General features: G+C 64.2%; 20 protein-coding genes and 1 tRNA gene. 13 read left to right on the top strand and 8 right to left on the bottom strand.

Annotated features, from left to right (window positions below; all coding sequences use genetic code 11):
- Positions 1 to 452 precede the first annotated feature (452 nt).
- The gene (locus Q0053_RS03330; RefSeq protein WP_298095984.1) at positions 453 to 890 is read right to left on the bottom strand and encodes a BPSL0067 family protein; all 438 of its coding nucleotides are present in this window, start codon (positions 888 to 890) and stop codon (positions 453 to 455) included.
- Positions 891 to 1,378: 488 nt separating this feature from the next.
- Here Q0053_RS03330 and Q0053_RS03325 point away from each other — a divergent pair, with 488 nt between their 5' ends.
- Positions 1,379 to 3,814, top strand: coding sequence for a hypothetical protein (locus tag Q0053_RS03325; protein ID WP_298095982.1), 2,436 nt, complete (start codon positions 1,379 to 1,381; stop codon positions 3,812 to 3,814).
- On the opposite strand, the gene Q0053_RS03320 is transcribed toward Q0053_RS03325, so the two are convergent.
- The 3 genes from Q0053_RS03320 to Q0053_RS03310 all read right to left on the bottom strand — a co-directional run bounded on the left by Q0053_RS03320 (position 3,804) and on the right by Q0053_RS03310 (position 6,770).
- Positions 3,804 to 4,859: a hypothetical protein gene (locus tag Q0053_RS03320; RefSeq protein WP_298095979.1), complete on the bottom strand. Its 1,056-nt coding sequence runs from the start codon at positions 4,857 to 4,859 to the stop codon at positions 3,804 to 3,806. The two genes, Q0053_RS03325 and Q0053_RS03320, sit on opposite strands and share 11 nt — an antisense overlap.
- Before the next feature lie 29 nt (positions 4,860 to 4,888).
- The gene (locus tag Q0053_RS03315; RefSeq protein WP_298095976.1) at positions 4,889 to 6,040 is read right to left on the bottom strand and encodes a hypothetical protein; all 1,152 of its coding nucleotides are present in this window, start codon (positions 6,038 to 6,040) and stop codon (positions 4,889 to 4,891) included.
- 442 nt (positions 6,041 to 6,482) lie between these two features.
- On the bottom strand, positions 6,483 to 6,770 hold the full coding sequence (locus Q0053_RS03310) for a hypothetical protein (RefSeq protein ID WP_298095974.1): 288 nt from the start codon (positions 6,768 to 6,770) through the stop codon (positions 6,483 to 6,485).
- Positions 6,771 to 7,097: 327 nt separating this feature from the next.
- On the opposite strand from Q0053_RS03310, the gene Q0053_RS03305 reads away from it, so the two are divergent.
- The 3 genes from Q0053_RS03305 (at position 7,098) to Q0053_RS03295 (ending at position 9,298) form a co-directional block, all read left to right on the top strand.
- Entirely contained in the window at positions 7,098 to 7,700 is a 603-nt protein-coding gene (locus Q0053_RS03305) for a hypothetical protein (RefSeq protein WP_298095971.1), read from the top strand.
- A gap of 3 nt (positions 7,701 to 7,703) precedes the next feature.
- Positions 7,704 to 8,072: a capsid cement protein gene (locus tag Q0053_RS03300; RefSeq protein ID WP_298095968.1), complete on the top strand. Its 369-nt coding sequence runs from the start codon at positions 7,704 to 7,706 to the stop codon at positions 8,070 to 8,072.
- Positions 8,073 to 8,257: 185 nt separating this feature from the next.
- Positions 8,258 to 9,298, top strand: a complete 1,041-nt coding sequence (locus Q0053_RS03295; RefSeq protein WP_298095965.1) for a tyrosine-type recombinase/integrase — start codon at positions 8,258 to 8,260, stop codon at positions 9,296 to 9,298.
- A 68-nt stretch (positions 9,299 to 9,366) separates the two neighbouring features.
- On the opposite strand, the gene Q0053_RS03290 is transcribed toward Q0053_RS03295, so the two are convergent.
- Positions 9,367 to 9,443 (bottom strand) — tRNA-Lys (locus tag Q0053_RS03290).
- Between the two features lie 108 nt (positions 9,444 to 9,551).
- Between Q0053_RS03290 and Q0053_RS03285 the strand changes: the two genes are divergently transcribed.
- Positions 9,552 to 10,634 carry a CaiB/BaiF CoA-transferase family protein gene (locus Q0053_RS03285; RefSeq protein ID WP_298095962.1) on the top strand — a complete coding sequence of 361 codons (1,083 nt, stop codon included), beginning with the start codon at positions 9,552 to 9,554 and terminating at the stop codon, positions 10,632 to 10,634.
- 4 nt (positions 10,635 to 10,638) lie between these two features.
- Here the strand turns inward: Q0053_RS03285 and Q0053_RS03280 are convergent, their stop codons facing one another.
- Complete coding sequence (locus Q0053_RS03280; RefSeq protein WP_298095960.1) at positions 10,639 to 12,372, bottom strand: ATP-binding protein; 1,734 nt, start codon at positions 12,370 to 12,372, stop codon at positions 10,639 to 10,641.
- A gap of 142 nt (positions 12,373 to 12,514) precedes the next feature.
- Between Q0053_RS03280 and Q0053_RS03275 the strand changes: the two genes are divergently transcribed.
- The 3 genes from Q0053_RS03275 to Q0053_RS03265 all read left to right on the top strand — a co-directional run bounded on the left by Q0053_RS03275 (position 12,515) and on the right by Q0053_RS03265 (position 18,850).
- Positions 12,515 to 12,772, top strand: coding sequence for a hypothetical protein (locus Q0053_RS03275; RefSeq protein ID WP_298095958.1), 258 nt, complete (start codon positions 12,515 to 12,517; stop codon positions 12,770 to 12,772).
- A gap of 82 nt (positions 12,773 to 12,854) precedes the next feature.
- A complete protein-coding gene (locus tag Q0053_RS03270) occupies positions 12,855 to 14,627 on the top strand; it encodes an autotransporter assembly complex family protein (RefSeq protein WP_298095956.1) in 1,773 nt (590 codons plus the stop codon).
- Positions 14,624 to 18,850, top strand: coding sequence for a translocation/assembly module TamB domain-containing protein (locus Q0053_RS03265; protein ID WP_298095954.1), 4,227 nt, complete (start codon positions 14,624 to 14,626; stop codon positions 18,848 to 18,850). The genes Q0053_RS03270 and Q0053_RS03265 overlap by 4 nt, the downstream gene beginning before the upstream one ends.
- 7 nt (positions 18,851 to 18,857) lie before the next feature.
- Here Q0053_RS03265 and Q0053_RS03260 read toward each other — a convergent pair whose 3' ends face one another.
- Positions 18,858 to 19,382, bottom strand: coding sequence for a hypothetical protein (locus Q0053_RS03260; protein WP_298095952.1), 525 nt, complete (start codon positions 19,380 to 19,382; stop codon positions 18,858 to 18,860).
- A gap of 107 nt (positions 19,383 to 19,489) precedes the next feature.
- Here Q0053_RS03260 and Q0053_RS03255 point away from each other — a divergent pair, with 107 nt between their 5' ends.
- From Q0053_RS03255 to astB, 5 genes are read left to right on the top strand one after another with little or no spacing between them, the layout of a single operon-like run.
- Positions 19,490 to 20,740, top strand: a complete 1,251-nt coding sequence (locus tag Q0053_RS03255; RefSeq protein ID WP_298095950.1) for a hydrolase — start codon at positions 19,490 to 19,492, stop codon at positions 20,738 to 20,740.
- Positions 20,741 to 20,744: 4 nt separating this feature from the next.
- Positions 20,745 to 21,752 carry an arginine N-succinyltransferase gene (locus Q0053_RS03250; RefSeq protein WP_298095949.1) on the top strand — a complete coding sequence of 336 codons (1,008 nt, stop codon included), beginning with the start codon at positions 20,745 to 20,747 and terminating at the stop codon, positions 21,750 to 21,752.
- An 8-nt stretch (positions 21,753 to 21,760) separates the two neighbouring features.
- Positions 21,761 to 23,179: a succinylglutamate-semialdehyde dehydrogenase gene (gene astD / locus Q0053_RS03245; protein WP_298095947.1), complete on the top strand. Its 1,419-nt coding sequence runs from the start codon at positions 21,761 to 21,763 to the stop codon at positions 23,177 to 23,179.
- Positions 23,176 to 23,544, top strand: a complete 369-nt coding sequence (locus Q0053_RS03240; RefSeq protein ID WP_298095945.1) for a hypothetical protein — start codon at positions 23,176 to 23,178, stop codon at positions 23,542 to 23,544. Before astD ends, Q0053_RS03240 begins: the two co-directional genes overlap by 4 nt.
- Positions 23,541 to 24,878, top strand: coding sequence for an N-succinylarginine dihydrolase (gene astB / locus Q0053_RS03235; protein WP_298095943.1), 1,338 nt, complete (start codon positions 23,541 to 23,543; stop codon positions 24,876 to 24,878). Before Q0053_RS03240 ends, astB begins: the two co-directional genes overlap by 4 nt.
- A gap of 118 nt (positions 24,879 to 24,996) precedes the next feature.
- Here the strand turns inward: astB and phhA are convergent, their stop codons facing one another.
- On the bottom strand, positions 24,997 to 25,872 hold the full coding sequence (phhA, locus tag Q0053_RS03230; protein WP_298095941.1) for a phenylalanine 4-monooxygenase: 876 nt from the start codon (positions 25,870 to 25,872) through the stop codon (positions 24,997 to 24,999).
- Between the last annotated feature and the right edge of the window lie 311 nt (positions 25,873 to 26,183).

Raw genomic sequence — 26,183 nt, 5'->3', positions numbered from 1 at the left:
GACGAGGACTCGCGATCGAACCGCCGTCCGATCGAACTCATCGACTCGCCGGCCTTCCAGCGATCCCAGATTTCAGCCCTCTGGGCCGCCGAGTAGTAGATCCGCCGCCGCTGCTTCATGACCCACGCTCCATCTCCGAAGAAAAGTTAGCGTGTTGCGGTCACCGGTTGAGCCCACCGTCAGGGGCGGTCTTTGCCCCTGCCCCGAGTTTTTTGGCTTCAGCCGCAGAGGATGCGCACATCAAGCCTCGCGGCCACCAAAAACCAGCACGACAACAGTGATCAAAGGGATCACACGTGGAGTGCTCCGCCGCGCCTGCGGAACTGCAGGCCAAAACGGGTTCTGTCGCTAAGCATCACTCTCGGAGATCACGCCGGCGAGGCGATAAGGGCCACGCCATCCCCACGCCTAGCCATTATCGGGGCATCCCTACGTCCAGTGGTGCCAGGCTATCAGCCCTCGACGACAAAATAGTTGTCGCCATCATTCACGCCGGATCCGTTGAACCTAAGCGGGCGCGGTCCAATTGCCTTCGGATTGGGCGGAGTCTGGTACTGGTCGTAGACGTTGATAGCATCGGCTGTCTGGCTGACATAAATCGCGGCGTGACCGGAATAAGCGCCGTTGGAATCGAATGTCGCGATGACCGTTCCGGCTACGATCGACGGGTGACGCCTGACCGACGCTCCCTTTGTCCAATCCCCGACTTTCGCAGGGAGCGTTGGACAGACCTGCTTCACGTAAGACACGCACTGCCCGCAGTAGTCCGGATGATTCGTGTTGGTCGTCGGCACGCTCCCAGACGGCGGGATCGCCGAGGTCGGAGCGCAGACCCATGTGCCAGCGGGCGCTTTGGGGTTAGTGGCGTAGTTGGTCGAGACGAACGGCATCGCAATCCTCTTCGGCTAACGGGCAAGCATCGTGGCAGGTCAGCTTATTGATAAAAGTCTTGCGGTTCAAGCTTTCACAGGAAAGTTTTTCCTCATTTTTCTATATTGTTGACAGTATTCGCCCCGCTTTTCCCGATTACTTTCGATAACCCGCATACATATTCCATTCATAAAATCGCTTGTTTCGGAGGATCGTTGAAGCGATGTTTCATCCGCAGATAATTGGGCGGCGATGAACGGGACAAAATTCTTGCTGGAGATGTTTTGGGAAATCGGGATTCGAGTACGCAAATATGCGTCGCAGTAAATGAATTTGAATCGCGTACGATAGTAAAGGCACCCCATTTTCAATATAGGGAATCGCCGCGACCGCTGTCTAGCCGCGCGATGGCCATTTCTACTTCAATATCGTGAGCACATTATCAGTTTGATCGGCTTGAACGCTCTTCCGCTCCGATCTTTTTCATCAAAACGCTATGCGAGGCACTGTGACGTTCGACGACCTCTACAAGCTGGTTGCCAGCGCACAGCAGACACGCACCCTGGCGCTCGACATCATTGATTTTGCCCCATCTGCGGCAGAATCCATCAGAAAATGGATCGACACGACGCGCCTTCAGCTTTCGCGCGTCTCCGTTGCCCAACTGGCACCGGCGGAGCTTCGCCTCACTGGTTCGATGCAGCTCGGCCTTCGGATCGACTGCGAATTGCGCTTCTTTCGTGAACCAGAAGGCATCGGATATGCATTGACCTTCGCCACCAGCAACCCACTTGACCTGCTTCGAGGCGACTTCAAAGCCATCTCCGACCTTGTGGCCATTGACGCGCTTTGGTGGACTGCTGCGTCGCGAAGAATGGCTGGCGTAGACGTCGCCATAACCGGACTAGAGGCCGAGGCCCTCGAGTTCAGGCAGGGGTTCGACAACCTGCATCTGCGGCTGAACAGTCCGGTGCTAGACGCCCTGACGCTGGGGGGGTCTGTGTTCTCTGTGACAATGAACGGGCAGATCCCTGCATTTTCGGTCGCGAAGGAACTGCGTTTCGACTTGGACCCCGTGCTGGAGGCGCGCTTCCAGCGTCTGACCGTAGGTGCAAATGGCGACGTAGAGCTCGAAGGCAAAGTCATTCCCAAACTGCTCGGCGCTCAGATTCCGCCAATCCCGGCAGATATGCATTTCGATACGACCAGCGTGGCCATCCGTGTGCCGGTGCCTAACCCGCCGTCCATGCCTCGGGGAATCCCGTTCCAAGCCATCACCCTCAGCAAACTCTTCGCAGAGGTCAGGGGTTCGCTCGGCGCGGCCAACTACGGCATCGCTGCCGACGGTCGCTACCTGCTGCCTGGCGGCTCGGGGAACGGCGGCACCTTTCGGTTTGAATACTCAGCCGAAAACCGCTCGCCAGTGCCTGATACCATTGAACTGAGCATCAACGAACTGATGATCGGCGATGTCCTCAACCTTTTAAGCCCCGTGGCCGTGACCCCGCCGGCGGGGATCGATGAAGCAATCACATTGAGCAATGGCTATGCCTACTACGCCGCAAAACAAGGCGCACGCTCGGCCAGCGGGGTTACGCTGGAAAAGGGCTTAACGGCGCGCTCGGGCATCACCGTTTTCGGCGCGCCGGGGTATTTCTCCGTCGACGTGCATCAAAGCGCAATGGCAGCGACCGTGCTGACAAACCCCCTGAAGCTTGGAAGGGTGCTGGCACTTCGCGGCACCGGAGTGCGCCCGCCGACCCAGTACGTTGGGCCGCGCTTTGCCCCCGACGCTATCGGAATCGCGATTGACACCGGAGCGGGGACAGCACGGGCCTCGCTGATTGTGGATTTCCTGGGTCAAACCATCCAGCGCATGGAAGGCGCGATTGAGCGAGGAGGCATCACCCTCAAGACTCGAGCCAGCTTGAATTACATCGCCGACGTTCCGCTCGAGGTCCATGCCGGGGTCAACGGTCTATCGGCCAAGGGCGGTTTCAAGTTTCAGCAGACGGTGGACGTGCCGTTCACGTCGGGCTTCAATCTGCAAGGTCTGGGAAACTTCAGCGGCTCTTTCGCCGTCACGGGCGATGGAACCGGTGCAGCGAAGATTGCAGTGGAAGCGAGCCTGACCATTGCAGGTTTCACAGTGTCGCTGCCACGGCCGCTAGAGATCGACCCCGACCGGCTCAAGGACTTGGCCAAACTGGTCTCCCTAGCCCTGTACGAAGCGGCAAGGGTATTGCTGCGCGACGCAGTCGAGCTCGTGAAGGCCTTTTTGCTGGGAGCGGTACGCTACACACTGTCGGCGGCCGAAGCCGGGCGCAAGCTTGTGACGTACCTCGTGGTGGAATGCCATGCTACAGCCGAGCAGCTCATCACCATTATGCACCAAGCTGGCGCCACGGCTGGCCGAGCGCTGGAACTGGTGCGCGATGGTGCCGCAGCGCTTGGTGAGTTCGCCTTCGAGACGGTTGTAGGCACGCTGAGCAAGCTCTACGCCGCGACCGAAGTGCTGACCACGCTACGCCAATGGGCCGAACAATTTGCTGGGGCAGCGGTCGAGAAAATTGCCGAGAACCTTGCTTGGCTGATGCGCAAGGGAGGCTTTGCAGCCCAGGCCATTGTCGACGAAGCGTGGAGGCACGTCAGGAACTTACCGAATGCTGCAAAGGTCTTCTCCCGTGTCTTGATGTTGGGCGGCGTGTCGGCCAGCGAAATCGCTAAACACCTCAAAGGGCTAAGCGTAAAAATTGAGGACGTTGGTGATATCCTGGGAAGAATTTTCGGCACCGACATTCTCGAAGAAATTCTAAAGCCAGCGTTTGGTCCGGGCGAAGCTAGCCGCGTCGCCGGCAACGTACAGCAAGAGTTAGGGCGCTTCAGCCGCAACGTGGAAGACGAATGGAACGACTTTTGGGGTAGGCTGGGCGTCAAGTGGTAGGACAGTCACTGTCACCACGTCCTGGTAAGAGCTGATCGATGAATATCGCCCGCTCTGCGGACATGCCCATGCTGGCGATGAAGGACCTATAGGCTTGCAGCTCTGTACGACAAATCTGCGTAACGTCGTTTTGCGCTAGGAGTTGGTGGAGCTTTTCGCGGTGGTCCAGGAGAACCTGCTCCAGCGCCTCAACATTGCGTGCTCGGCGGATGTCATTGCGTAAGGCTGGTATGGCCAGTGCTTGAGCCTGCGCGCGCAACTCCGCCAGCGTCAGAATCGCTCTGTAATTATGTACTATGTCGTAGGCTTTGGCCGACCCCATATCCCAATCGCGCCACTCCCAGCTGTTCCGTTCAGCCCTATCAAGCCCGGTGCGCGCCTGTTCGTAGGCAACCTGAGCATTTTCGACCGGGCCGGCGAGAGCTGCGCTGCTCGGTTGTCTTAGGAATTCTGTCGCCACACCCCTTACAATCCGCGAGAAGCGAGCGCGGCGCTGCGCACGACTTGCAATGTCACCGCTCCGAAATCGGTTGACCGCTGCCCGCAAGGCTCGCGATTCGGACACTGTCAGGTGTCGAAATCGCAACCGGTTGCTTTCTTTGGTCACCCAGATGAACTGACTGCGCAAAGGCGCGAAACGCATTCCCTCTGACGTTTCGACAAGAAGCGGGCCAGGTGAGAGCTCCGCCGCCGCTGCGTCAAATGGATGAGCTCCAACTCCGATCACAACAGGAGTGCCTAGTCGGGTAGCCGGGCCAGAATATGTTTCGTCCGCAGTGACAGGCTCCTGAAGCGGCACCATCAATAGCACTCCGGCCTCGCCACTCCAGGCCAGCTGGCGATCTAACCGCTGGGCGGCAACGGCCTCGGCGGCCGCGCGCTGATCACTGTGACGGGCATATGCTGGCTCGACCGCCCGCAACATGGGGCCGATCGCATTCCAGCGGCGTTGGTCTGTGAGTTGAGCCGGAGCGAAAGTCTGCTCTTCCGCCGCCGCGTGGCCGGGGAATGCGGCAAGCAACCAACTTGCGAGAAGCAGGCCCAAAAAGCCGGCAAGGAGGGAGCTAGGCCTTTTCATATCTGCCGCTCGAAGAACTCCCGCACACCGTCGAAACGCTCGAGCATGCCCATCGCTCGCCCGCTCAGGGCAATTTCTATGCGGCATGCGTTTGCGTTGTGGATCGCTGCGATGATGGAGGTACGGCTCTCTAGGTCGGACTTAACGTTTGGATGATCGTTGGCCTGACTGATGGCCTGGGCTGGGGTTCCGATCCCATGTGATGAAATCGGATAACAGAACTCTCCGCGGATTGAGGAGTGCAGGCCTCCAATGACTTCTGAAGTGCGAATAGCTCTGCTCTCTCCGGATGAGAATTCGATCATACGGACGCCAAAACGCTCGCTATCTCTTGTCCTAATTCGACTGAACCCAAGCAATATCCAAGAAACAAAGGTAGGATTCCAAAAGATGTTCGATTGATACTCGGAGACGTAAAATCCAGCTCTGTACTGTGCGGGAATGCTAAGGTATTGTGTATAAAATATGACGCAGGGATCAGCAATACGCTTTTCGGTTTGCGATCCCTCAATTGTGTAATTAGCTAACCCTAGCCTCTCACCGTAAGGAGTATTCCTCAAAGCCGACAACTGAATATCGTGATCCTCGGCGGCCACCTTCCTCCGGAAAGGGATCGCGCCATCTAGCATAGTCCGCATTGTATCAGACCATACGCGATAATCGTCGAGCACAGCGCGTAGCAACTCTCGCTGTCCTGCTAGTCGCCGCGTCGCTCCAAATTCGACGGTAAAGGCAATTGTCAGGAGAATAGCCGCGGGAATGCCCCTACCGTCCGCTTGGGCCGACAGCTCACGCCGAACCCCAGCCATAGCATCGCGGATAGCGATCAAGGCCGGGAAGTCCGCCGGCTCGCCAACGTAGGCGAGGTAGTCGCGGGCAATCTTCAATACCTGCGCGGCCTGCTCTGGGAAGCGCAAACGGAAATAAGGGCGCTCGCTCTCAGCCAGGTTGGTCCCGAGCGCCAGCGCCTCCGTGACGAACCCGACAACGGCGTTGATGTTTGGCAGGCCGTAGAAGTTGAAGGCGTCAACTTGCGCTGTACTTTCCGCCAAGGCGTTGGCGACAGCTGTACTCGCCTCCAGCGCGCCAACGCCCGCAACGTCGCCGGTTGTAACCTCGCTCTGCGCGAAAGAGACTGCTGGTCTCAACAGGGACGAGGCCCCGAGGGCAAATGCCCATCGCCCTAAGTTGCGACGCGTAGAGGATCCCGAAATCTTCATCCGACGTCTGACCTATTCTTCGTAGTGCGCATCGAATGTGATATCGCTGGGATCAACGTCATGTTTCGCCGCCAATAGGGCCCGCACTCGATTGCGATCGCCGGAAACTTGGAGCTCGAGGACTTCCCTGTTCCCGTTGTCCCTCACCAACGTGTAATGCACCCTTCGAGAACCGCGTCCATCGACTGAACCGGCGATAGTTACGACGTTCATGATCCGCGCCATCTCGTTCTCCCTACCTGTCGTCAGGATAAACTGTGCGGGGTTTTTATCTCCCGATGCAACAGTTAGCCCCGCTGGTTTAGCTCACACGCAACCTTCAACGTCGCGCCTTCAGATTCCAGGGCTCATAGGATGAGGACTGCGCCCGTTACCTTGTTCTCTGCACGAACAGCCTGTCATCGCCCACCGACTGGATGAAGACTGTGCCGTCCCAACTGGTGGCGTAGATCGTGTCGGTCATGTTGTAGGACGAAAACACCTTGGCCGCGTCCGCGACCAGCACCGCACGAGGCTCGGGACGTCGCCAGTCGATCGCTCCGTAGTGTACGAGAATCCGGTCGTTGACTCCCCGTGCCATCGCGACCGACGGCGAGGCGACTAGGGCCAAGACGACCCCGATCAATCCGACCAGTCGCCGTAAAAGAGGATTTGTCATTTCGCGGCTCCCCAGCCTCCTCTACAACCTTTCAGCGATCAACGAAATGCCAGAGGGCTGCGATCGATCTCGTCCTGAGCTGTCAGGAGATCCCATGCCGGAATCCCTGCGCACCCAGAGTGACAGGCCGCACCGTTGGATCTCCTAGAAACGGTGGCGAGTGCCGGCCTCAAACTCTGGCCACTCTTGCTGTTGTCAAAGCGACCTCGGCGCGCCAAGGCGACCAATTCCAGCGGATTAGGCAGCAGTTCTTGGCAATCTGATTTCAAGCAACTTGACAGCTTGAAATCTACTTGCTAATGCAACCTCGTACCCGCGGAGGCCGCCTTGACTTTCACCCTGTCTGAGATCGCCAACCGTATCGCGCAGCTAGAAGGCCGTGACGCCGCCCGCGTTCACGCTCAGCTGCGGAACCCCGCTATTCGGGTGCTGCTAAAGCCCATTGACAAAGATCGTGGGAAAACCACAGCCGTGATGTTTCCGCGGGAGGAGTTGATCCGCGCCAGAATCGCATCCGTGCTCATCGATATTGGCCATGACGCCGCGACGATCGCGGAGGCGCTCTCTCCTTTGGATCGCGAGATACGCCCGCCATACTTGGGCACCACTACACCGTGGCCGGATTCTTTCGCCACGCGCGGCGAGAACGGTGAGGTTCTGGGCTTCACATCTCCGCCGGCGCTTCCCGCTGTCATACGTGGCGTTCGTCAAGGCGAGATTTGGGAACTGAGGGTCCGGTTTACCCGCAACCATAGCGGTCACCGCGTAGTGACGTCAGACCTCGCTCTCGGGCAATGGGTTCGGGATGACGACGACACACTTGAAAAACTTGATCAGTCGTTTGAACACACTCGCCTGGCCGAACTGACCATTCCGCTGACGCCGCTGATCAAACCTTTGCTTTCGGAATTGCCAGAGCCGGAGGCCTAAGCCGTGTCACCGGATTCCCCACCGTCTGCTGACGCGCCTCTGTACACCACGGACCATCACGATCGATTTGGTGGAGCCTTGCGCGTCCCGGTTCAGGCGGTCACTTTGCTCGGCGGGGTCGTGATTGCCGGTCGCGTGATGGCCAGCGGATCACAGGCCGCGTCCGCAATGGTCGGTGTCGACATCAAGGTCCTCTGCGATCGGCTGAAAATCTCGGCATTGGCCATCGCCACCTGCGAAGTCGTCAGTTGGGTTCCCACGGTGAAACTGCTCACCAAAACGGCGAGCGGGAACTCGAATGTGGGCGTGGCCGTACCTGCTGCTGCCAGCCCTTCAGCGATGGTAAACTTTCGACTGTTCGCGACCGGCTAACATGTCCCGAGCTCCCGCCCGCTTCACTCAGGCCGATGTGGCAAAGGCGCTGAAAGGCTTCCTTGCGGCCGGCTTTGAGGTGGGTGCGCTGGAAATAACGGTTGACGGCGCAATCAGGATTGAGCGGCAGAACGAACGGGACAAGAACTCGTCTAGTCCGTTCGATGAGTGGAAGGAAAAGCGCCATGCGCGTCCGGCTTAAGGGCCTCAATCGGATCTCGAAGCGGCTCGCTGATGGGACCCTGGTGACCTACTATTACGCGTGGAAGGGAGGGCCACGCCTGCGCGGTAAGCTTGGTTCGCCAGAGTTCATCGCCGGCTACAACGAAGCGCTGAATGCCCGTAAGGCCTCGCCGGTTGGCGTGCTTCACTCGATTTTTGACGCCTACCAGTCGTCGTCAGAGTTTCGCGGCCTCGCTGACAGGACCGCAGCGGACTACAAGCGGCATCTGCGTGTAATAGCGGCGGAGTTCGGTGACTTTCCGATTGCGGCCATCTCCGACCGGCGATCTCGCGGAGAGTTTCTGGCTTGGCGGGATCGCGTCGCCTTAAAATCGCGGCGCGGCGCGGATTATCAGTTTGCCGTTTTCGCACGCTCGCTTTCTTGGGCCTTCAATCGCGGTCTCATCGCAATGAACCCGGTCGAGAGACCCGGCAGGCTGTACCGCGCGAATCGGACAGAGGCCGTGTGGACAGACACCGATGAGGCGGCGTTCTTGGCAAAAGCGCCCGCGCACCTCCATCTCGCATTGACCCTCGCGCTGTGGACTGGTCAACGTCAGGGCGATCTGCTGCGCCTCACTTGGACAGCTTACGACGGTCAATCGATCCGCCTGAAGCAGCAGAAGACTGGCGCTCGTGTGACGCTCCCGGTCGGCGCGCCTTTGAAGGCGGCGCTGGACAAGGTGATGACCTCCAAAAAGGACGCGGTCACCATCCTGACCACCGAGGCCGGCACATCTTGGACAGAATCCGGATTCCGCGCTTCCTGGCGCAAAGCCTGCGTGAAAGCCGGGGTATCCGGGGTGACGTTCCACGATCTTCGCGGAACTGCCGTCACCCGTTTGGCCGTCGCCGGATGCAGTGAAGCGGAGAGCGCCACAATTACAGGTCACAGCCTGCGTGACGTGGGCGCAATCCTCGATTCACACTACCTGAAGCGAGACGGCGGACTGGCCGAATCGGCTATCAGAAAGCTCGAAACGAGAACAAAAACGCCCAACTAGGCTCCCAACTGCTCGCCAAGCGTCTGGCGGACTTCTAGGAAACGCGCATTAATATCAATAAGATGAGATGGTACGCCCTCTCGGGCTCGAACCGAGGACCCTCTGATTAAAAGTCAGATGCTCTAACCAACTGAGCTAAGGGCGCATACCATTCCGGTGCTTTTGCAATCCGGCGTCGCGCCTTCTCTTGCAAACCGTCCTCGCGGTCAAGGGCTGGCTCGACGAACGCGTGGACCGGGGTTAGTCAGTCACGATGAAACCGCTGTCCGGCCTGCGCATCCTCGAGTTCGACGGCCTCGGCCCCGTCACCTTCGCCGGCATGGTTCTGGCCGACATGGGCGCGGAGGTCCTGCGCCTGCGCCGCAGCGCCGATGCCGGCCCGGCGGCGTTCAGCGAGGTCGGCGGGGCGGTGCTGCACCGTGGACGCGCCCCGGTTGACGTCAATCTCAAGAACCCCGCCGATCTTGCCGGTGTGCTCGATCTGGTCGGTGCAGCGGACGCGCTGATCGAGGGCTTCCGCCCCGGCGTCATGGAGCGGCTGGGACTGGGCCCGGATGTCTGCACCGACCGCAACGGCAGGCTGGTGTATGGCCGGATCACCGGCTGGGGTCAGACCGGTCCAATGGCGCAACAGGTAGGCCATGACATCAACTATATCGCGCTCAGCGGCGCGCTCCACGCGATGGGAGAGCCGGATCGTCCGCCGCGACCGCCCCTGAATCTGGTCGGCGACTATGGTGGCGGGGCGATGATGCTGGTCACCGGCGTGCTCGCGGCCTTGCTGGAAGCGAAGACGACGGGCCGGGGCCGCGTTGTGGACGCCGCCATGACCGACGGCTCGGCCCTGCTGATGAGCCTGTTCCAGGCCCTCGGTGCAAGCGGCCTGTGGAGCGGGTCGCGGGGGTCCAATCTGCTGGACGGCGGCGCACCCTTCTATCGCTGTTACGCCTGTGCGGACGGCCGTTTCATAGCGGTGGGGGCCCTGGAGCCGCAGTTTTACGATGCCCTGATCACGGGCCTTGGTCTGAGCCACCAGGAGGCGCCACAGCTCGACCTCGCCGCCTGGCCCGCACTTCACGCCCGGTTCGAGGCGATCTTCGCCACCCGTGACCGGGACGACTGGGCAGCGCATTTCGGGGACACGAACGCCTGCGTTACCCCGGTTCTGACCGGGGCGGAGGCCGCGAGCCATCCGCACAATGTCGCGCGGGGCACATTTGTTGATCCAGGCGTGCTGCAGGCGGCACCGGCACCGCGCTTCAACGGAACAACTGCCGAACCGACAGGGGAAGCGGCGTCAATCTCCCTAGCCGATGCCCGGAGCCGCTGGGCCTGAGAGCTCAGGCGACCGCGGCGTCAGGCTCGGGTCGCTCGATCGCACAGGCAGCGGCAAGGGTTGTCGCGAGCAATCCCGGATCGATCGGCTTGGTCAGGAAGCCCTGGACCCCGGCGGCTTCCCAGGCAGCCCGGTGCAGATCGAGCGCATTCGCCGTCAGGGCGATCACCGGTGTGGCACCGTTCATCGCACCGGCACGGATCCGGCGCGTCGCCTCAAGCCCGTCCATCACCGGCATCTGCATGTCCATCAGGATGGCATCGAACCTCTGCTCCGACGCCACCTCCACCGCCTCGGCACCGTTCTCGACCAGGGTCAGGTGGCAGCCGTGCGGCTCCAGCAGCAGTTGCAGGATACGGCGGTTCACCTCGTGATCGTCCGCGGCCAGGATGGATCGCCCCGCCAGCGACCCTTCCGTCTCGACCGGCCGGGCCCGCTGGATCGTCGCTTTCTCGACGACCGTCATCGGCAGGCTGAGAACAAAGGTCGAGCCCTCGCCATAGACGCTCTGCACGGACAGGGTGCCGCCCATCAGTTCGGCCAGTTTGCGACTGATCGAGAGGCCCAGACCGGTGCCGCCATAGCGTCGGGTTGTGCCGACATCGGCCTGTTCGAAACTGTTGAAGATCTGGGCCATCCGGTCTGCAGCTATGCCGCAGCCGGTGTCGGCCACCGCCATTGTCAGCCGGCCCTCCGCCCAGCTGACGGTAATGCTGACTTCGCCGTCCTCGGTGAACTTCACGGCATTGGACATCAGGTTGAACAGGATCTGCTGAACCCTGAGCGGATCCGTCCGCACGACAGCAGGCACATCCGGTGCGACCCGCACCACGAGCCGGACACCATTGGCCAGGGCGCGTGGCTCCCAAAGACGGACAATCGTCGACAACCGGTCGCGGACGACCATGTCCGCGCTTTCCAGCTCCATCTTGCCGGCCTCGATCTTGGAAAAATCGAGCACATCATTGAGGAGGCCCATCAGCACATCGCCCGCATCGATCAGCATGGACACATGCTCCCGCTGCTGACTGTCCAGCCGCGTCCGGCGGAGCAGATTGGCAGCGGAGATAACCGCGTTCATCGGCGTGCGAATCTCGTGACTGACCACCGCGAGAAAGTCCGATTTCGCAGCGCTGGCCACCTCGGCCCTGCGGCGCGCGTTCTGCTCGGCGTCCCGGGCAGACTTGAGCGCCCCTGTGGTGGAAGAACTCTGCTTAACCGTCACGACCAGGTGGCTCATATAGAGGATGCAGCCGATCGCGATCAGCAACTCCGGCCAGTTCCGGCTCGCGATGGCACTGAACGCCGGCAAGCCGAGGAAATAGGTCGCGTGGGGTGCCACAGCCGAAATCAGAACCGGTCGGGCATGGTGCATGTGGAGGCTGACATGCAGCAGGCCACCGGCGCACTGGACCATGGCGAACACACGCCCGACCTCGCCACCGGAGAACCACATATAGGCGCTCATGGCCCCATAGACGGCCACACCGAGCGCCGTTACCGCGCAGCACAGGGCGACGTAGAGACGGTCGGGCTGCCAGTCCTGCCGATGGCGGAACCGCCTGAAAACTGCCCAATCGAGCGCCTGCGTGGCCAGAACCGCCGCAAACCAAAGCGGAGGCCAGATCGAGGGGACCACGAACCATGCCGTAAAGCCGATAAAGGCCGCCAGTGCGATCCGTGTCTTGAGCTCCCGGTACCGCACCAGCGACACCATCGCATAGGCCGTAGTGGTCATTCACGCCCCCATCGTGCCTGCAGCCTAACGCAAATTCTCGAACGAATGGTTTCGGCGCGTGGTGACCAGGCGCGCGTTCGGCGTTATGGAACAGGTTATGCGGCCAGGCATTGGAGGGCCGTTCCCGGGAAAGACTCAGCTGATGAAACGCCTGATCGCCGTTCTGGCCCTTTCAATCGTCTCCGGTCTGGCCGCCTGCAGCGATCCGTTCGCCAATGATGCGGCGGTTACGGACGAGCCGCTTGAGGTGCCCCTTGCTCCGGTTGCCGAGGACGCCGGGGTTCCGGCGGCTGACCCGGGTGCTGCCGAGGCCCTGCCGGCTGATTCGACCACCACGCCCGCCGAGAAGCTGTCTTCCGAGGAATCGGTTCAGCCCGAAAGTGAAACACTCTTCTATTGACCCCGGTCGACAGTCCGGCGGCAAGCGAGGGTTTCGCGCTCCGCATCCTGATGAAGGTCCCAGTTTGACGCCAAGGCCCGCCTTGATTCTCATCGGCACGGCCGGCGTCCTGTTGCTGGCTACCCCTGCCGTCGCCGATCCGCGCGCCGAGATCCGCGGGGCGTTGGATGCCGATCTGCGAGCGCAGTTGGTCCGTGCGGTTGGTGAAGTCGACGGTGCCCCGTCCAACCGGTTCGAGGCCCGCCGCCGCGCGAGAGGCGCCCTGCAGGCGGCCGAGGCGCTGTTGCGATCCGAAGGCTATTATCAGCCGGTGCTTGAAGACGAGGTCGAGGGCGAGGATGCCCCTGTCGCCATCGTCAACGTGACCCCGGGACGCCGCTTCGAACTGGCCGCGATTCAGGTGGTCTGGACCGAACCGGCACCCGATGAGGTGACTGCGGACGCGGTCAGGGGTGAGGTCGGACTGACACCGGGTCAGGCCGGCCGCGCCGGCGACATCATCTCCGCCGAGGGCCGGCTCGTGGCCGGTCTGGCCCGCCGGGGCTATGCCGACGCGACCGCCCAACCCCGCCGGGTCGTTGTCGATCACACCGCCTTTACGGTCCAGCCGAGCTTCCGGATTGCAGCCGGTGCCCTGGTCAGACTGGACGGTGTAAGGCTCGAAACAACAAGCCGTACGAACTCCGACTGGGTTGCCGGTCTGGCACCATGGTCCGAAGGCGAGATCTACGATCCAGAGGACGTCGCGGAGCTGGAGCGTCGGCTGGTTGACACCGGGGTCTATGACAGTGTCGGTGTGGCCCTGAGCCCCGGCGAGCAGGCCAATGCAGACGGCAACCGCCCGGTCATCGTCACCCTGACGGATCGCCCACGCCGTATTCTCGAGGCCGGGGCGACCTTCTCGACCGCCGAAGGCTCTGGCCTCGACCTGATCTGGACCTGGCATAACCGTTTCGGACGCGCCGATACACTGGTCTGGCAGGCCCGCGCGGCCGATGTCGACAGCCGCCTGGGCCTCGCATTGAGTCTGCCGCACTGGCGTCGTCCCGGGGAATCCCTCGAACTGTCAGGGGCCCTGCTGAACGAGGACACGGACGCCTATCGGCGAACCGCCGTCGCCCTGTCGGCAGACCTGCAGCAACGGCTCGGCAAGACCTCGCATGTCAGTTTCGGCCTTGGGCTGGACGCGGGCAAATACGATGAGAACCGGTTCGATCCGCTGACCCGCATGCCGGTCAATTTCGACCGTGACCTGCTGATCCTGACCGCACGCGGCAGTGGCTATCTGGACCGTTCCGACGACCCGCTTGACCCCACTTCCGGATGGCGTCTCACCGCTTCCGCGCAGCCCACGGCCGTCACGGGCGAGGACACGACGCTGTTCATTCGGACCGAAGCCCAGGTGACCGGGTATCTGCCTCTGCAGGACGGAGCTCGGACGGTGTTGGCGGGTCGGTTGCGTATCGGCTCGATCATCGGCGGTGAGGAACTGACCGTGCCGTCCGACCGTCTCTTCTATTCCGGCGGCGGTGGTTCGGTGCGTGGTTTTGAGTATCAGGGTGCCGGGCCGCAGCTTCCGGACAACACCCCGCGGGGCGGTCTGAGCCTTTTCGAAACCTCCGTCGAAATCCGTCGCAATGTCTGGCGGAATTTCCAGGCCGTCGCCTTCGTCGATGCGGGCGCTATCGGCTTCCAGGCCACGCCGAACTTCAACAACCTGCGTTATGGAGCCGGGATCGGGGTGCGCTACAGACTCCCCTTCGGTCCGATCCGCGCCGACATCGCCTTCCCGCTTGACCGGCGAGACGGAGACGCCGACTTCCAGATCTATGTCAGCATCGGCCAGGCGTTTTGACCGATCCCGCCCCTCCTGCCGACGACGCTCCGGAGACGCCCGTCGAGGCCGTAGCGAAGACGCGTACGCGACTGCAGGCCCTGGCCTTCTTCGGCGGTATCGCGGCGGCTGTCCTTGCGGCCTTGCTTGTCGTCATCGCGGTCGGCGGGCGGATGTATCTCCTGTCGGATTCCGGGCGGGAGCGGGTAACCGCCCTGGTTGACGGCAAGGAACTCGGCCGCTTTGGCCGGATCAATGTGGAGGGCCTGAACGGCGATCTGTTCGACGACTTCACCATCGACCGCGTCACGATCACCGACGCGCGAGGCATCTGGCTGGAGGCGCGAGAGGTTCGTGTCGACTGGGACTGGTGGCCCCTCATCACCCGCCGGTTCCACGCGACCGAGATCGAGGCCGGGGTCATCCGGCTGATCCGTCGCCCCGAAATCGGGCCCTCGACCGAACCGCCGGGCCCACAGCCGCTGTCGATCGATATCGACCGGTTTTCAGCCGACATCGAGCTGCTGGAGGGCTTCAGCCGGGAGTACGGGCGCTGGAGGCTGTCTGGTGGGACCCGGCTGCCGCGCAAGGGGACCCGGACAGCCGTGGTCAGCGCCGTCAGCAACAGCCGGCCGGGCGATTTTCTGCGTCTGAATGCGACCATCGGAAACGCGCTCGAGGACCTGAGACTGAACCTGAGAGCCAGCGAGGCGCGCGGCGGACCGCTGGCAGGGGCCCTCGGCTATTCCCCGGACCAGCCCTTCTTCGCCACGGCGGTCGTCAATGGCGAGATCGTCGATGCTTCGGTTCGCACCGGCGACTTCGTACCGCTGGTGATCCGGGGCCGCTACGGTGAGACCCGGACGCGGATTTCAGGCTTTGCCGACTTCTCCGGCTCGGATCTGCTGGCCCCGTTCGCAGAGCGCATCGGTCGCACCGTGCGGTTCGGCTTCGCGACCTCAGGCGACAGCAATGACGACGGACGGATCGGGGTCGGCTGGCGGCTGATCGCGGAGAACCTGGAGTCCCGCGCCAGCGGTGAGATCAGGCTCAAGGACCAGAGCAGTCCGGACGGGATCCGGCTCGCCATCACGACACCATCCCTCAGCCGGTTGACCGGACAGACGAGCGGAGCGGCGGCAGCCTATGCGGGGGTCTTCCGCGGCGATGCCTCGCGTTGGCGGCTGGACGGATCCGTGGACCTGATCGACGCCGAGCTGTTGAGCTATCGGGCCCAACGACTCAGCGGATCGCTCAACGTCCGGGTCCGACCGGGGCGCATGGATCTCGACGGAGACCTTCGCGCCCGTGGCGGCTCAACGGCCGGGATAGTCGGCAGCCTGATGGGAGCGACACCGCGCCTCTCGTTCGAGGCCCTGCGACCGGCCGACGGTGCTGTTCTTCTCGAGCGGGTCAGTCTGACCGGCCAGGCGGTGACCCTGACGGGGTCGGGCGGGCGCACGCTCGTCGGGGGGCTCGGCTTCCGCGGTCGTGCCGACATCACCGATGCCGCACGGCTCAACCCGAAAGCCGGGGGCCGGTTCGGCGGTGCCGTTTCGGCGTCCATGGCCCGCAATGGTGCCGCCTGGCAGCTCAGGTTCGACGGGCGTGGGCGCGGTCTGACGACCGGCATGGAGGAACTGGACCGTTTGCTGGGGTCCGTGCCGCGCCTGCAACTGACAGGGACACTGGATAAAGGTCAGGTCGCGGTTGAGCGGGCCCAGCTGACCGGAGCCCGGGCGACGGCTGCGGCCCGGGGTCTGATTGCGGGTGACGGGGTCATGCGGATCGCAATGGACTGGAACGCCACCGGACCTTTCGGCGTGGGCCCGGTCGCCATTGACGGAACAATGACGGGCGCGGGCACCCTGACCGGAACCCTGGCCGAACCGCGCGCGGACCTGAACGCCCGTTTCGCCAGGGTGAGCGCCGGCTCACTGATGCTGACTGACGCCGAGATGATCCTCAGCCTTCGGCGGGGAGACGACGGCTCGGACGGTCGCATCGCCCTGACCGCCGGTTCAAACTACGGCCCGGCAAGAGCCAGCGGGAATTTCTTCCTCGGGGGGGACAGTCTGCGGCTGACCGGGGTGAGTCTGGACGCCGGCGGAATCACCGCCGAGGGCGCGCTCGCCTTGTCGGGCAATATCCCGTCAAGCGCCGACCTCTCCTTCACGGCGCGCGCCGGAGCCTTCCTCACCTCGGGCACGGCAGATGGTCGAATCCGTCTGACAGATGGGACCGGAGCCGATACCGCGATCCTGGACGTCACCGGGCAAAACGTGCGGCTGGCGGGTTCTGACTGGGTCCTCCGCACCTTCGAACTCAACGGTCGCGGCAAGCTGGATCGCCTGCCGTTTGCGCTCAAGGCTGACGTCGGGGGGGACACACCGGTGTCATTCGAGGGAAGCGGAGTCTATTCCCGCAGCGGCCCCTCACAGACCGTCGTCCTCGAGGGCGGCGGACGTGTGCGTGAAATCGCCTTCAATACCCGTAATCCCGCCGTCATAGCCCTGTCGGGCGATGGCCGTATCGCGCGGCTCGATCTGGGCATCGGTGGCGGCGTGCTCCTGGCCGAACTTCGGCAGGATTCCCGGGCGGCCATCATCGAAGCCAATCTGACCAGCATCGACCTCGGCTCCCTGATTCAGGACATGCGCGGCCGGGTCACCGGCCGGCTGTCGCTGCGCGGGGCCGGCGATGACCTGTCCGGCTCGGCCAATGTGTCACTCGACGATATCCGCAGCATCGACGCACCCGGAGGCATCGCAGTCGACGGTACAATGAGCGCCCTGCTCGTCAACAACACCCTTCGCGTCCAGGCCAATGCGGCAGACGGGGACGCGGTGCGGGCCGTGGCGGACATCACCCTGCCTGTCGAGGCGTCCGCTGCGCCTCTCCGGTTGGCGATCGTTCGCACGCGCCCAATGTCCGGCGATGTCTCCATCGAGGGACAGATCCAGCCGATCTGGGACCTTCTGGCCGGTGGCGAGCGATCCCTCTCGGGGCAGATCAATGCCCGCGCCGCGATCGCCGGTTCAATCGCGGAGCCGCGCCTCAACGGCCGTCTGGATCTGCAACAGGGCAGTTTTCGCGACAGCGCGACGGGTGTTCGGCTGGACAATGTCACCTTCGCAAGCCGCTTCGACGATACGACGGGCCTGGTGGAGCGTTTCAGCGCCGTCGACGGCGCAGGAGGATCCGTCAGCGGCAACGGCAGGATCGGCCTGAAAGAGGGCTCGGGATCCAGCTTCCAGCTGCTGCTCAACCGGTTCCGCATCATCGACAACGATGTCGCCGAAGCCCGGGCCTCCGGGCTTCTGACCGTGACCCGCGGCACCGAGGGCAACATCACCCTGGCCGGCGAGATGGACATCGACCAGGCGCGGATAGAGGCCAATCCGCCCGGCTCGACCGGTATCGTGAGCATGGATGTCATCGAGATCAACCGCCCCGGCGGCGACGTCCCCGAGGCGGACCAGAACCAGCAGCGCGGCCTTCAATTCGGACTGGATATCGCCCTGCGATCCCCGGGGGGCGACGTGCGGGTCATCGGACGCGGGCTGAACGTCGAAATGAACGTCGACGCCCGCGTGACCGGGACCCTCGCCCGGCCGACCCTGAGCGGCACGGCCCGTGTGGTCCGGGGAGACTATGACTTCGCCGGCAAGCGATTCGTCTTCGACCAGCGCGGCGTAGTGACCCTTTCGACCAATCCGGAGCAGATCCGGTTGAACCTGACGGCGACCCGCGAAGACCCGGCCCTGACGGCTTCCATCCGGGTCACGGGGACGGCAGCGCGGCCGGATATCGTCCTGACCTCGACCCCGGCCCTGCCACAGGACGAAATCCTGTCCCGGGTCCTGTTCGGACGCTCGGCGTCCCAGCTGTCACCCCTCGAGGCCGCGCAACTGGCGGCCGGCGTCGCGGCCCTGGCCGGAGGCGGCGGATTCGATGTGATCGGAAACCTGAAGACCCTGGCCGGACTGGACCGGCTGTCGTTCGGCGGCCAGGCGTCAAGCCTGACGGTCGCCGGCGGACGCTACATCACCGACGACGTCTATCTGGAGATCATCGGCGGCGGCGAGACCGGTGCGGAGGTCAATGTCGAGTGGCAGGTGCGCCGGAACCTGACGGTGAGTTCAAAATTCGGCGGACAGGGCGAGGCCAGTCTTTCGATCCGCTGGCGCCGGCAGAGCCGCGAACCGGGCACCGGTCGCGAGGACCGACGCCCGGGTCTTTGATCCGGCCTTACTGGGCGGCTGCCAGGCGGATCCGGTCAAGCGCACGCGCGCCCCGGATGCCGGCGATGTGCAGGTCCAGCTGGATAACCAAAATCACGAGCCCGACATACAACTGCCAGCCCGGTGCAGCCGCTTCAGCCACGCCTTCCTGCCCCGACATCACCATGCTGAAAAGCCCGGAGAGCAGGCTGAACGCCACCAGGATCGCGAAGATGATCGGGATGACGACATTCGGCTTGGCCCATTGCACCAGACCCAACACCAGTTGGATGACGCACAGACCGATCGCGCTCCAGATGGCGATCTGCACTGCGATTTCTCCCATCCCTGCCATCTCGGGCGCATCGGCGGCCGCTGCGGCCATTGCGGCCTCCATCTCGGCGGAACCGCCGGACACCAGAAAATAGACGCCGACGGCGCCCCAGATCACACCGAGAAAGATCGCCAGCGCACTGGCACGCGAAGCGCCTATCGCCTCGGCCTCGGTCGTGATCGACGCCATCGGATTCACAGCCTTGATCCAGTCAGTCATTGGGTAGTCCCTCCTCAAAGTTGGGTTGAGCCTAGCTCGCTCGTCGCCGAGGGGAAACCCGCAGCTCGCCTTCACCTTTCATCTGCGGACCGCTAGGGTTGGGATGCATGCGTATTCTACCCCCCGACCAGATCGTGCTCGACCATGTCGCAGCGCGCGAGCCCGCCATCATCGGCCGCGCCGTCGACTGGGCGAATGTGAATTCCGGCAGCCGCAATGCGGATGGTCTGGCCCGGGTCCTGGCGCTGCTTGAGGTCGAGGCCCGGAACCTGCCGGCCGAGGTCGTGCGCATCCCGACACAGGCGTCCACGACCGTCACAGACGACGGTGCGGTGCGCAGCGAGGCCCATGCCGATGCGCTGAGGATCACCGCCCGCCCCGACGCGCCGATCCAGGTCGTGCTGACCGGCCACTATGACACCGTCTTCCCTGCCGGGAGCCCCTTCCAGACCGTGACGACCCGTTCCGATGGCGCCCTGAACGGCCCGGGCATCGCGGACATGAAGGGCGGGATTTCTGTCCTTCTGGCCGCACTGGAAGCGTTCGAGACCCATCCGGACCGGGCGCGTGTCGGCTGGACCGTCCTGTTGTCACCGGATGAGGAAATCGGCTCGCCCGCCTCGGCCGCCCTTCTGGCCGAACTGGGCGCGCGCGGTCATGTCGGCATGACCTATGAGCCGGCGCTGTCCGACGGGACCCTGGCCGGTGCGCGCAAGGGCAGCGGCAACTACCACCTGATCGTCACGGGCAAGGCCGCCCACGCCGGCCGGGCCTTCCACGAAGGGGCCAATGCAGTCGCCGGCGCGGCCATGATCGCCGCCCGCCTGCACGGTCTGAACGGCCAGCGTGAAGGCGTTACCGTCAACGTCGCGAAAATCAGCGGCGGCGGGGCCCTGAACGTCGTGGCTGACAATGCCGTCGTCCGCTTCAACGTCCGCGTCCCTGACGCCCAGTCATCGGCCTGGATCGCCGAAACGGTCCGCCAGATCGCAACCGAGCCCCCCTTCCCCGGCCTGACGCTGGACCTGCACGGCGGCATGACCCGCGCACCCAAACCGATGGACGCCAGCCAGACCGCCCTGTTCGAGGCCGTCCGCGAGACCGGTGCCCTGCTGGGCCAGCCGATCGCCTGGAAGCCCTCGGGCGGCGTCTGCGAAGGCAACAACCTGCACGCAGCAGGCCTGCCAAACATCGACACCCTCGGCGTCCTCGGCGGCGACATCCATTCGGATCAGGAGTTCGCCTGGCCCGCCAGCTTCGTCGAACGCGCCCAACTCAGCGCCCTGATCCTGTGCAAGATCGCCTCGGGCGAGATCGATGCGCTGAAACTCAAAGCCCTGCGTCTGGAGACGATGTAAGCCCATGCTCGTCGTCCGTCCCGCCGGCCCCGCCGACCTCGACTTCCTGCTGGAGCTGGCCATCCTGTCCGGGCCGGGCTTCACCAGCCTGCCAGAGGATCCCGACCAGCTGGCCGAGCGGCTGGACCTGAGCCGCGACAGCTTTGCCGGCAAGATCGGACCAAGCCATCGCTGGTACACCCTGATGCTGGAGGAGACCGAGACCGGCGATGTCGACGGCATCGGCTCGGTCAAGGCGGCCGTCGGGCTGAACCGGCCGTTCTTCTCCTTCCGGGTGGTGACCAACACCCAGTCGTCGCCGTCACTCGGCATCAAGCTGGAACAGAAGACCCTGGTGCTGGTCAACGAATGCACGGGCTGGAGCGAGGTCGGCTCGCTGTTCCTCAAGGCCGACCGGCGCAAGGGCGGCGCCGGACGACTGCTGAGCCAGTCACGCTATATGCTGATCGGGGCCGAGCCTGACTTGTTCGCCGACACGGTGCTGGCCGAGCTGCGCGGGGTCTTCACGCCGGACGGGGCCTGTCCGTTCTGGGACCATGTCGCGCACAAATTCTTCCCGATGGATTTCGACGAGGCCGACCGGATGACCGGCTCGACCGACAAACAGTTCATCCTCGATCTGGCCCCGCGCCACCCGATCTATATGGACCTGCTGCCCGAGCCCGCCCGCGCCGTGATCGGCAAGGTCCATCCGCAGGGCGTGCCCGCCATGGCCCTGCTGGAGAGCGAAGGCTTCCGCCCCAACGGCCTGATCGACATCTTCGACGCCGGCCCGACCGTGACCTGCGATCGCGACAACATTCGCACCGTCCGCGATGCCCGAAGCCTGAGGGTGGCGGTGGCGCAGGAGGTGGAGGCTGAACTGCCGGCCCTGATCTCCACCTCCAGCGTCGGCGGCTTCCGCTCGGTGCGCCAGCGCGCGGCGATCGAGGGGGATGTCGTAACCCTGACAGCCGAGACCGCGGACGTCCTGCGGGTGAAGACGGGCGACATCGTGCGGGTGAAGACGTGAGTGACCAAATGACGGCTTTCAAATCCATCGACCCCGCCACCGGCGAAACCGTCTGGGAGGGTGCCGCCGCCTCGGCTGCCGAGGCTCAGGCCGCCTCCGACCGCGCCCGCGCCGCCTTCCCCGACTGGGCGGACCGCTCGCGTCAGGACCGGATCGATGCGGTCAAACGCTATCAGACGGTGCTGAAGGCCCGCGCCCCGGCCATGGCTGAGGCGATCTCCAGAGAGACCGGAAAGGCCCTGTGGGAGACCACGGCCGAGCTCGGCGCCATGGCGGGCAAGGTCGACATCTCGATCCGCGCCTATGACGAGCGCACCGGCGAGCGCACGGCCGAGACCGGCTTCGGCCACGCAACCCTGCGCCACCGGCCGCATGGCGTGGCGGCGGTGCTGGGGCCGTTCAACTTCCCCGGCCACCTGCCCAACGGCCATATCGTCCCGGCCCTGCTGGCCGGCGACACGGTGGTGTTCAAGCCGTCGGAAGAGACGCCCCTCATCGGCCAGCTGATGGCCGAGGCCTTCGCCGAGGCGGACCTGCCGGCCGGCGTGGTCAATGTCGTCCAGGGCGGACGCGACACGGGCGCGGCCCTGCTGGACAGCGGCATCGACGCCCTGATGTTCACCGGCTCGGGCGCGGCGGGTGCCCATTTCCGGCGGAAATTCGCCGATGATCCGCATGTCATTCTCGCCCTCGAACTGGGCGGCAACAATCCGCTGGTGGTCTGGGATGCGGCGGATGCCGAGGCCGTGGCCGGGATCGTGGTCCAGTCCGCCTTTGTCACCACGGGCCAGCGCTGTTCCTGCGCCCGCCGCCTGATCGTGCCGGAAGGGCCGCAGGGCGATGCCATCGTCGAGGCGGTCAACGCCATGGTCGAGCGGCTGATCCTCGCTCCGTGGAATTCGACGCCCGAGCCTTACGCGGGACCGCTGATCTCGGCGAAGGCAGCGGAAGCCGCGCTGAAGGCCCTGCAGGACCGGATCGACACGGGCGCGAAGGTGATCCGCGCCTCCGGCCCCGTCGGCAACCTGCCCGGTGCCTTTGTTGCGCCCGCCATCATCGACGTCACCGGCGTGGATGTGCCCGACGAGGAGATGTTCGCCCCCTTCCTGTCGGTGACCCGGGTCGCCAGCTTCGACGCCGCGATCGCCGCGGCCAACGCCACCCGCTACGGCCTGTCCGCCGGTCTGGTCAGCGACGATCCGGCGAACTGGGACCGCTTCATCCGCCGCATCCGCGCGGGCGTCGTGAATTTCAACCGCCCGACCACGGGCGCCGCCGGCGACATGCCCTTCGGAGGCCTCGGCGCCAGCGGCAATCACCGCCCCAGCGCCTACTACGCCGCCGACTACTGCGCCTATCCGGTGGCCAGTTTCGAGGCCGGGGCGGTGAAGAATATTGAAGGTGAGATCAAGGGGTTGCGGGGATGAACCTCCAACTCCGCGACAAGCGCCGAATTGGTCCGGAGCCCCTTTCAGAACGTCTGAAGGATCCCCTTCGCTTTGTGGCTGTCTGGATCCCGATTTTTGTTGTCGCGTCGGCATTCATCACAGTTGTCAAAGCTTGGGGCGGCAACTGGAGCATGGGCACCTTGATCCTTGTTTGGTGCGCCATATTCGGCGGACTGGTCGCCGTCATCTCAATCTCAGGCCTCTTTGGCCCTGGACGAGAGCGTTCCCTAGCCTTCGGAGTTGCCGGCTTGGCGTTGGCGGCCCTGGTCTGGTTTTGGGGCCTCCCGATGCTGGTGACCCTCGGTCTCGTCAAAGTCCTGCCAATCACACCGATCGCGCCATGACCTCCACCCTCGAAGCCAATGCCGACGGCCTGATCGGCCCGACCCACTCCTATGCGGGTCTGTCGCCGGGCAACCTCGCCTCCAGCCTGAACAAGGGCGAGGCGTCCAACCCGCGCGCGGCGGTCCTGCAGGGCCTCGACAAGATGAAGACGCTGGCCGACCTCGGCCTGCCGCAATATGTCCTGCCGCCGCATGAGCGGCCCAACATCCCCTTCCTGCGCAGCCTCGGCTTCACCGGCTCCGACGCCCGGGTGCTGGAACAGGCCTGGAAGGACGCGCCGACCTTTGCCGCCGCCGCCTGTTCGGCCTCGCCCATGTGGGCTGCCAATGCAGCCACGGTGACGCCGTCCGCAGACGCCGCCGACGGACGGGTGCATTTCACCCCCGCCAATCTGGTCACCAACCTGCATCGCTCGCTGGAGCACGAACAGACGAAGCGGTCGCTGGACGCCCTCTTCCCCGACCCGGACCGGTTCGCCGTTCACGACGCCCTGGCCTCCGTCGCCCACCTCGCCGACGAGGGCGCGGCCAACCACGTGCGCCTGTGCGCCGACCACGGCGAGCCCGGCGTCAATCTGCTGGTCTGGGGTCGCGAGGCCTTCGAACCCTGGGCCGACGCCTTCCCCGCCCGCCAGACGCGTGAGGCCTCGCAGGCGGTGGCCAGCCGCCACGGCGCGTCCGGCGTTGTGCTGGCCCGCCAGTCCCGCGCCGCCATCGCCGGCGGGACCTTCCACAATGACGTGGTCTGCGTCGGGGCGCTGGAGACCCTGTTCTTCCACGACCTCGCCTTCGAGGACACGGCCGGCACCAAGGCCGCCATCCGCGCCGCCGCCGGGGACCGGTTCGAACCGGCCTTCGTCGAGGTCTCCTCCGCCGACCTGCCGCTGGCAGACGCCATCTCCAGCTATCTGTTCAACTCCATGCTTGTGCGGATCCCCGGCGAGGACCGCCTGACCCTGATCTGCCCGACCGAGACCCGCGACAACGCCCGCAGCCATGCCTTGGCCGAACGCCTCGCGGCTTCGAACGGCCCGATCGGCAGGGTCGAATACGTCGATGTGCGCCAGTCGATGCGCAACGGCGGCGGCCCCGCCTGCCTGCGTCTGCGCGTGGTGCTGACCGAGGCCGAACAGGCCGCGACCAACCCGGCCATGCGGTTGACCGACGAACTGCACGCCCGGCTGTCGGCCTGGGGTGCCAGACACTACCGTGACCGGCTGACGCCCGCCGACCTCGCCAGTCCCGACCTGCTGGAGGAGAGCCGCGTCGCGCTGGATGAACTGACCGGCCTGCTGGGTCTCGGCGGCGGCTTCTATCCGTTCCAGCGAAACTGAGGCGCACACGGTGGCGAGCAACCCGTTCCTGATCGCCGGCGGGGTCCTGAGTGCCCTCGCCGCCCCCGCTAACTGTCCGTACAGACTGTTGTCAGGGCCGTGACGGTCAGGACCGGCCTTACGCCGCGAAACGCCCACCCCGCGCCGCATAGGCCTGGGTGCCGCGGGTGAAGACCCGGTCGGACGGCAGTATGGCGTCGATCGCAATATCGTCCGCGCCCCTCAGACGACCGTATATCGGGCCAAAATCCTGCAGGGTCTCTCGCTTCAACTGTTCGATCGAATCGATGACGAAATAGACCTGCTGGAAGTCGTCGATCCGGTAGAGGGTCCGCATCACCCGCTCGAGATCAAAGCCGAGCCGGTTGGGGGACACGTCCTCCAGCGAGAAGACGCTCTCGGTCGCCGAGGAGACAATGCCCGCCCCGTAGATGCGCAGGCCGTCCGCGTCCTGCATCAGGCCGAACTCGACCGTATACCAGTACAGCCGGGCCAGGTTCTGCAGCACACCCAGCGAGGCCGCGCGCTGCCCGCCCTTGCCATAGGCCTCCATATAGGCGGCGAAATCGGGATCGCTGAGCATCGGCACGTGGCCGAAGACATCATGGAAAATGTCGGGCTCCTGCAGATAGTCCAGCTGATCCGGCTTGCGGATGAACTGGCCCGAGGGAAAGCGACGGTTGGCCAGGTGGTCGAAAAAGACATCATCCGGCACCAGGCCGGGCACACAGACCACGGTCCAGCCGGTCAGGGCCTGGAGCTTGGGGTTCATCACCGAGAAATCGGGAATACCGCCAGTGTTGAGATCCAGCGCCTTCAAGCCCTGAAGGAAGACATCGGCGGCGCGGCCGGGCAGGATCTTCATCTGCCGGGCATAGAGGACATCCCAGGTCTGATGCTCCACCTCGGTGTAGGACGCCCAGTCCTGGGGGATGGTCCAGTCGGCGGCCGCGCCCTCAGGAGGCTTGTCGAACACATGTTCGAAGTCGGACATGGACCTTCTCCTGCAGCCTGCGGGCTCTCACGGACCCTTGCAGGCAATCTAGGCCCCTGACATCGCCCGCGCCAGCGGCGGAGCGGCAGACGTTGATGATGAAAACGCAATGACCGGACCGCGCCGCTTCCATGCCCGGTCCGCCCGGGGCCCAAATCGCCACCGGTTCGAGGATCATGGCGAAGAATGCCTGGCCCCTCCCGGACCTTATCCGCTTCAAGCCTTCGTTTTCCTGACAGATGCGCTTGGCTTGGGGGTTTCCACAGTCCTAGAGTAGGCGGGACGGGCGCCGCTTCGGACCGCCCACCAGG

This window comes from Brevundimonas sp., assembly GCF_027487935.1.
Taxonomy (GTDB): Bacteria; Pseudomonadota; Alphaproteobacteria; order Caulobacterales; family Caulobacteraceae; genus Brevundimonas.
The sequence above is the reverse complement of the archived record's forward strand: the minus strand, read 5'-3'. Positions and strand labels throughout refer to the sequence as shown.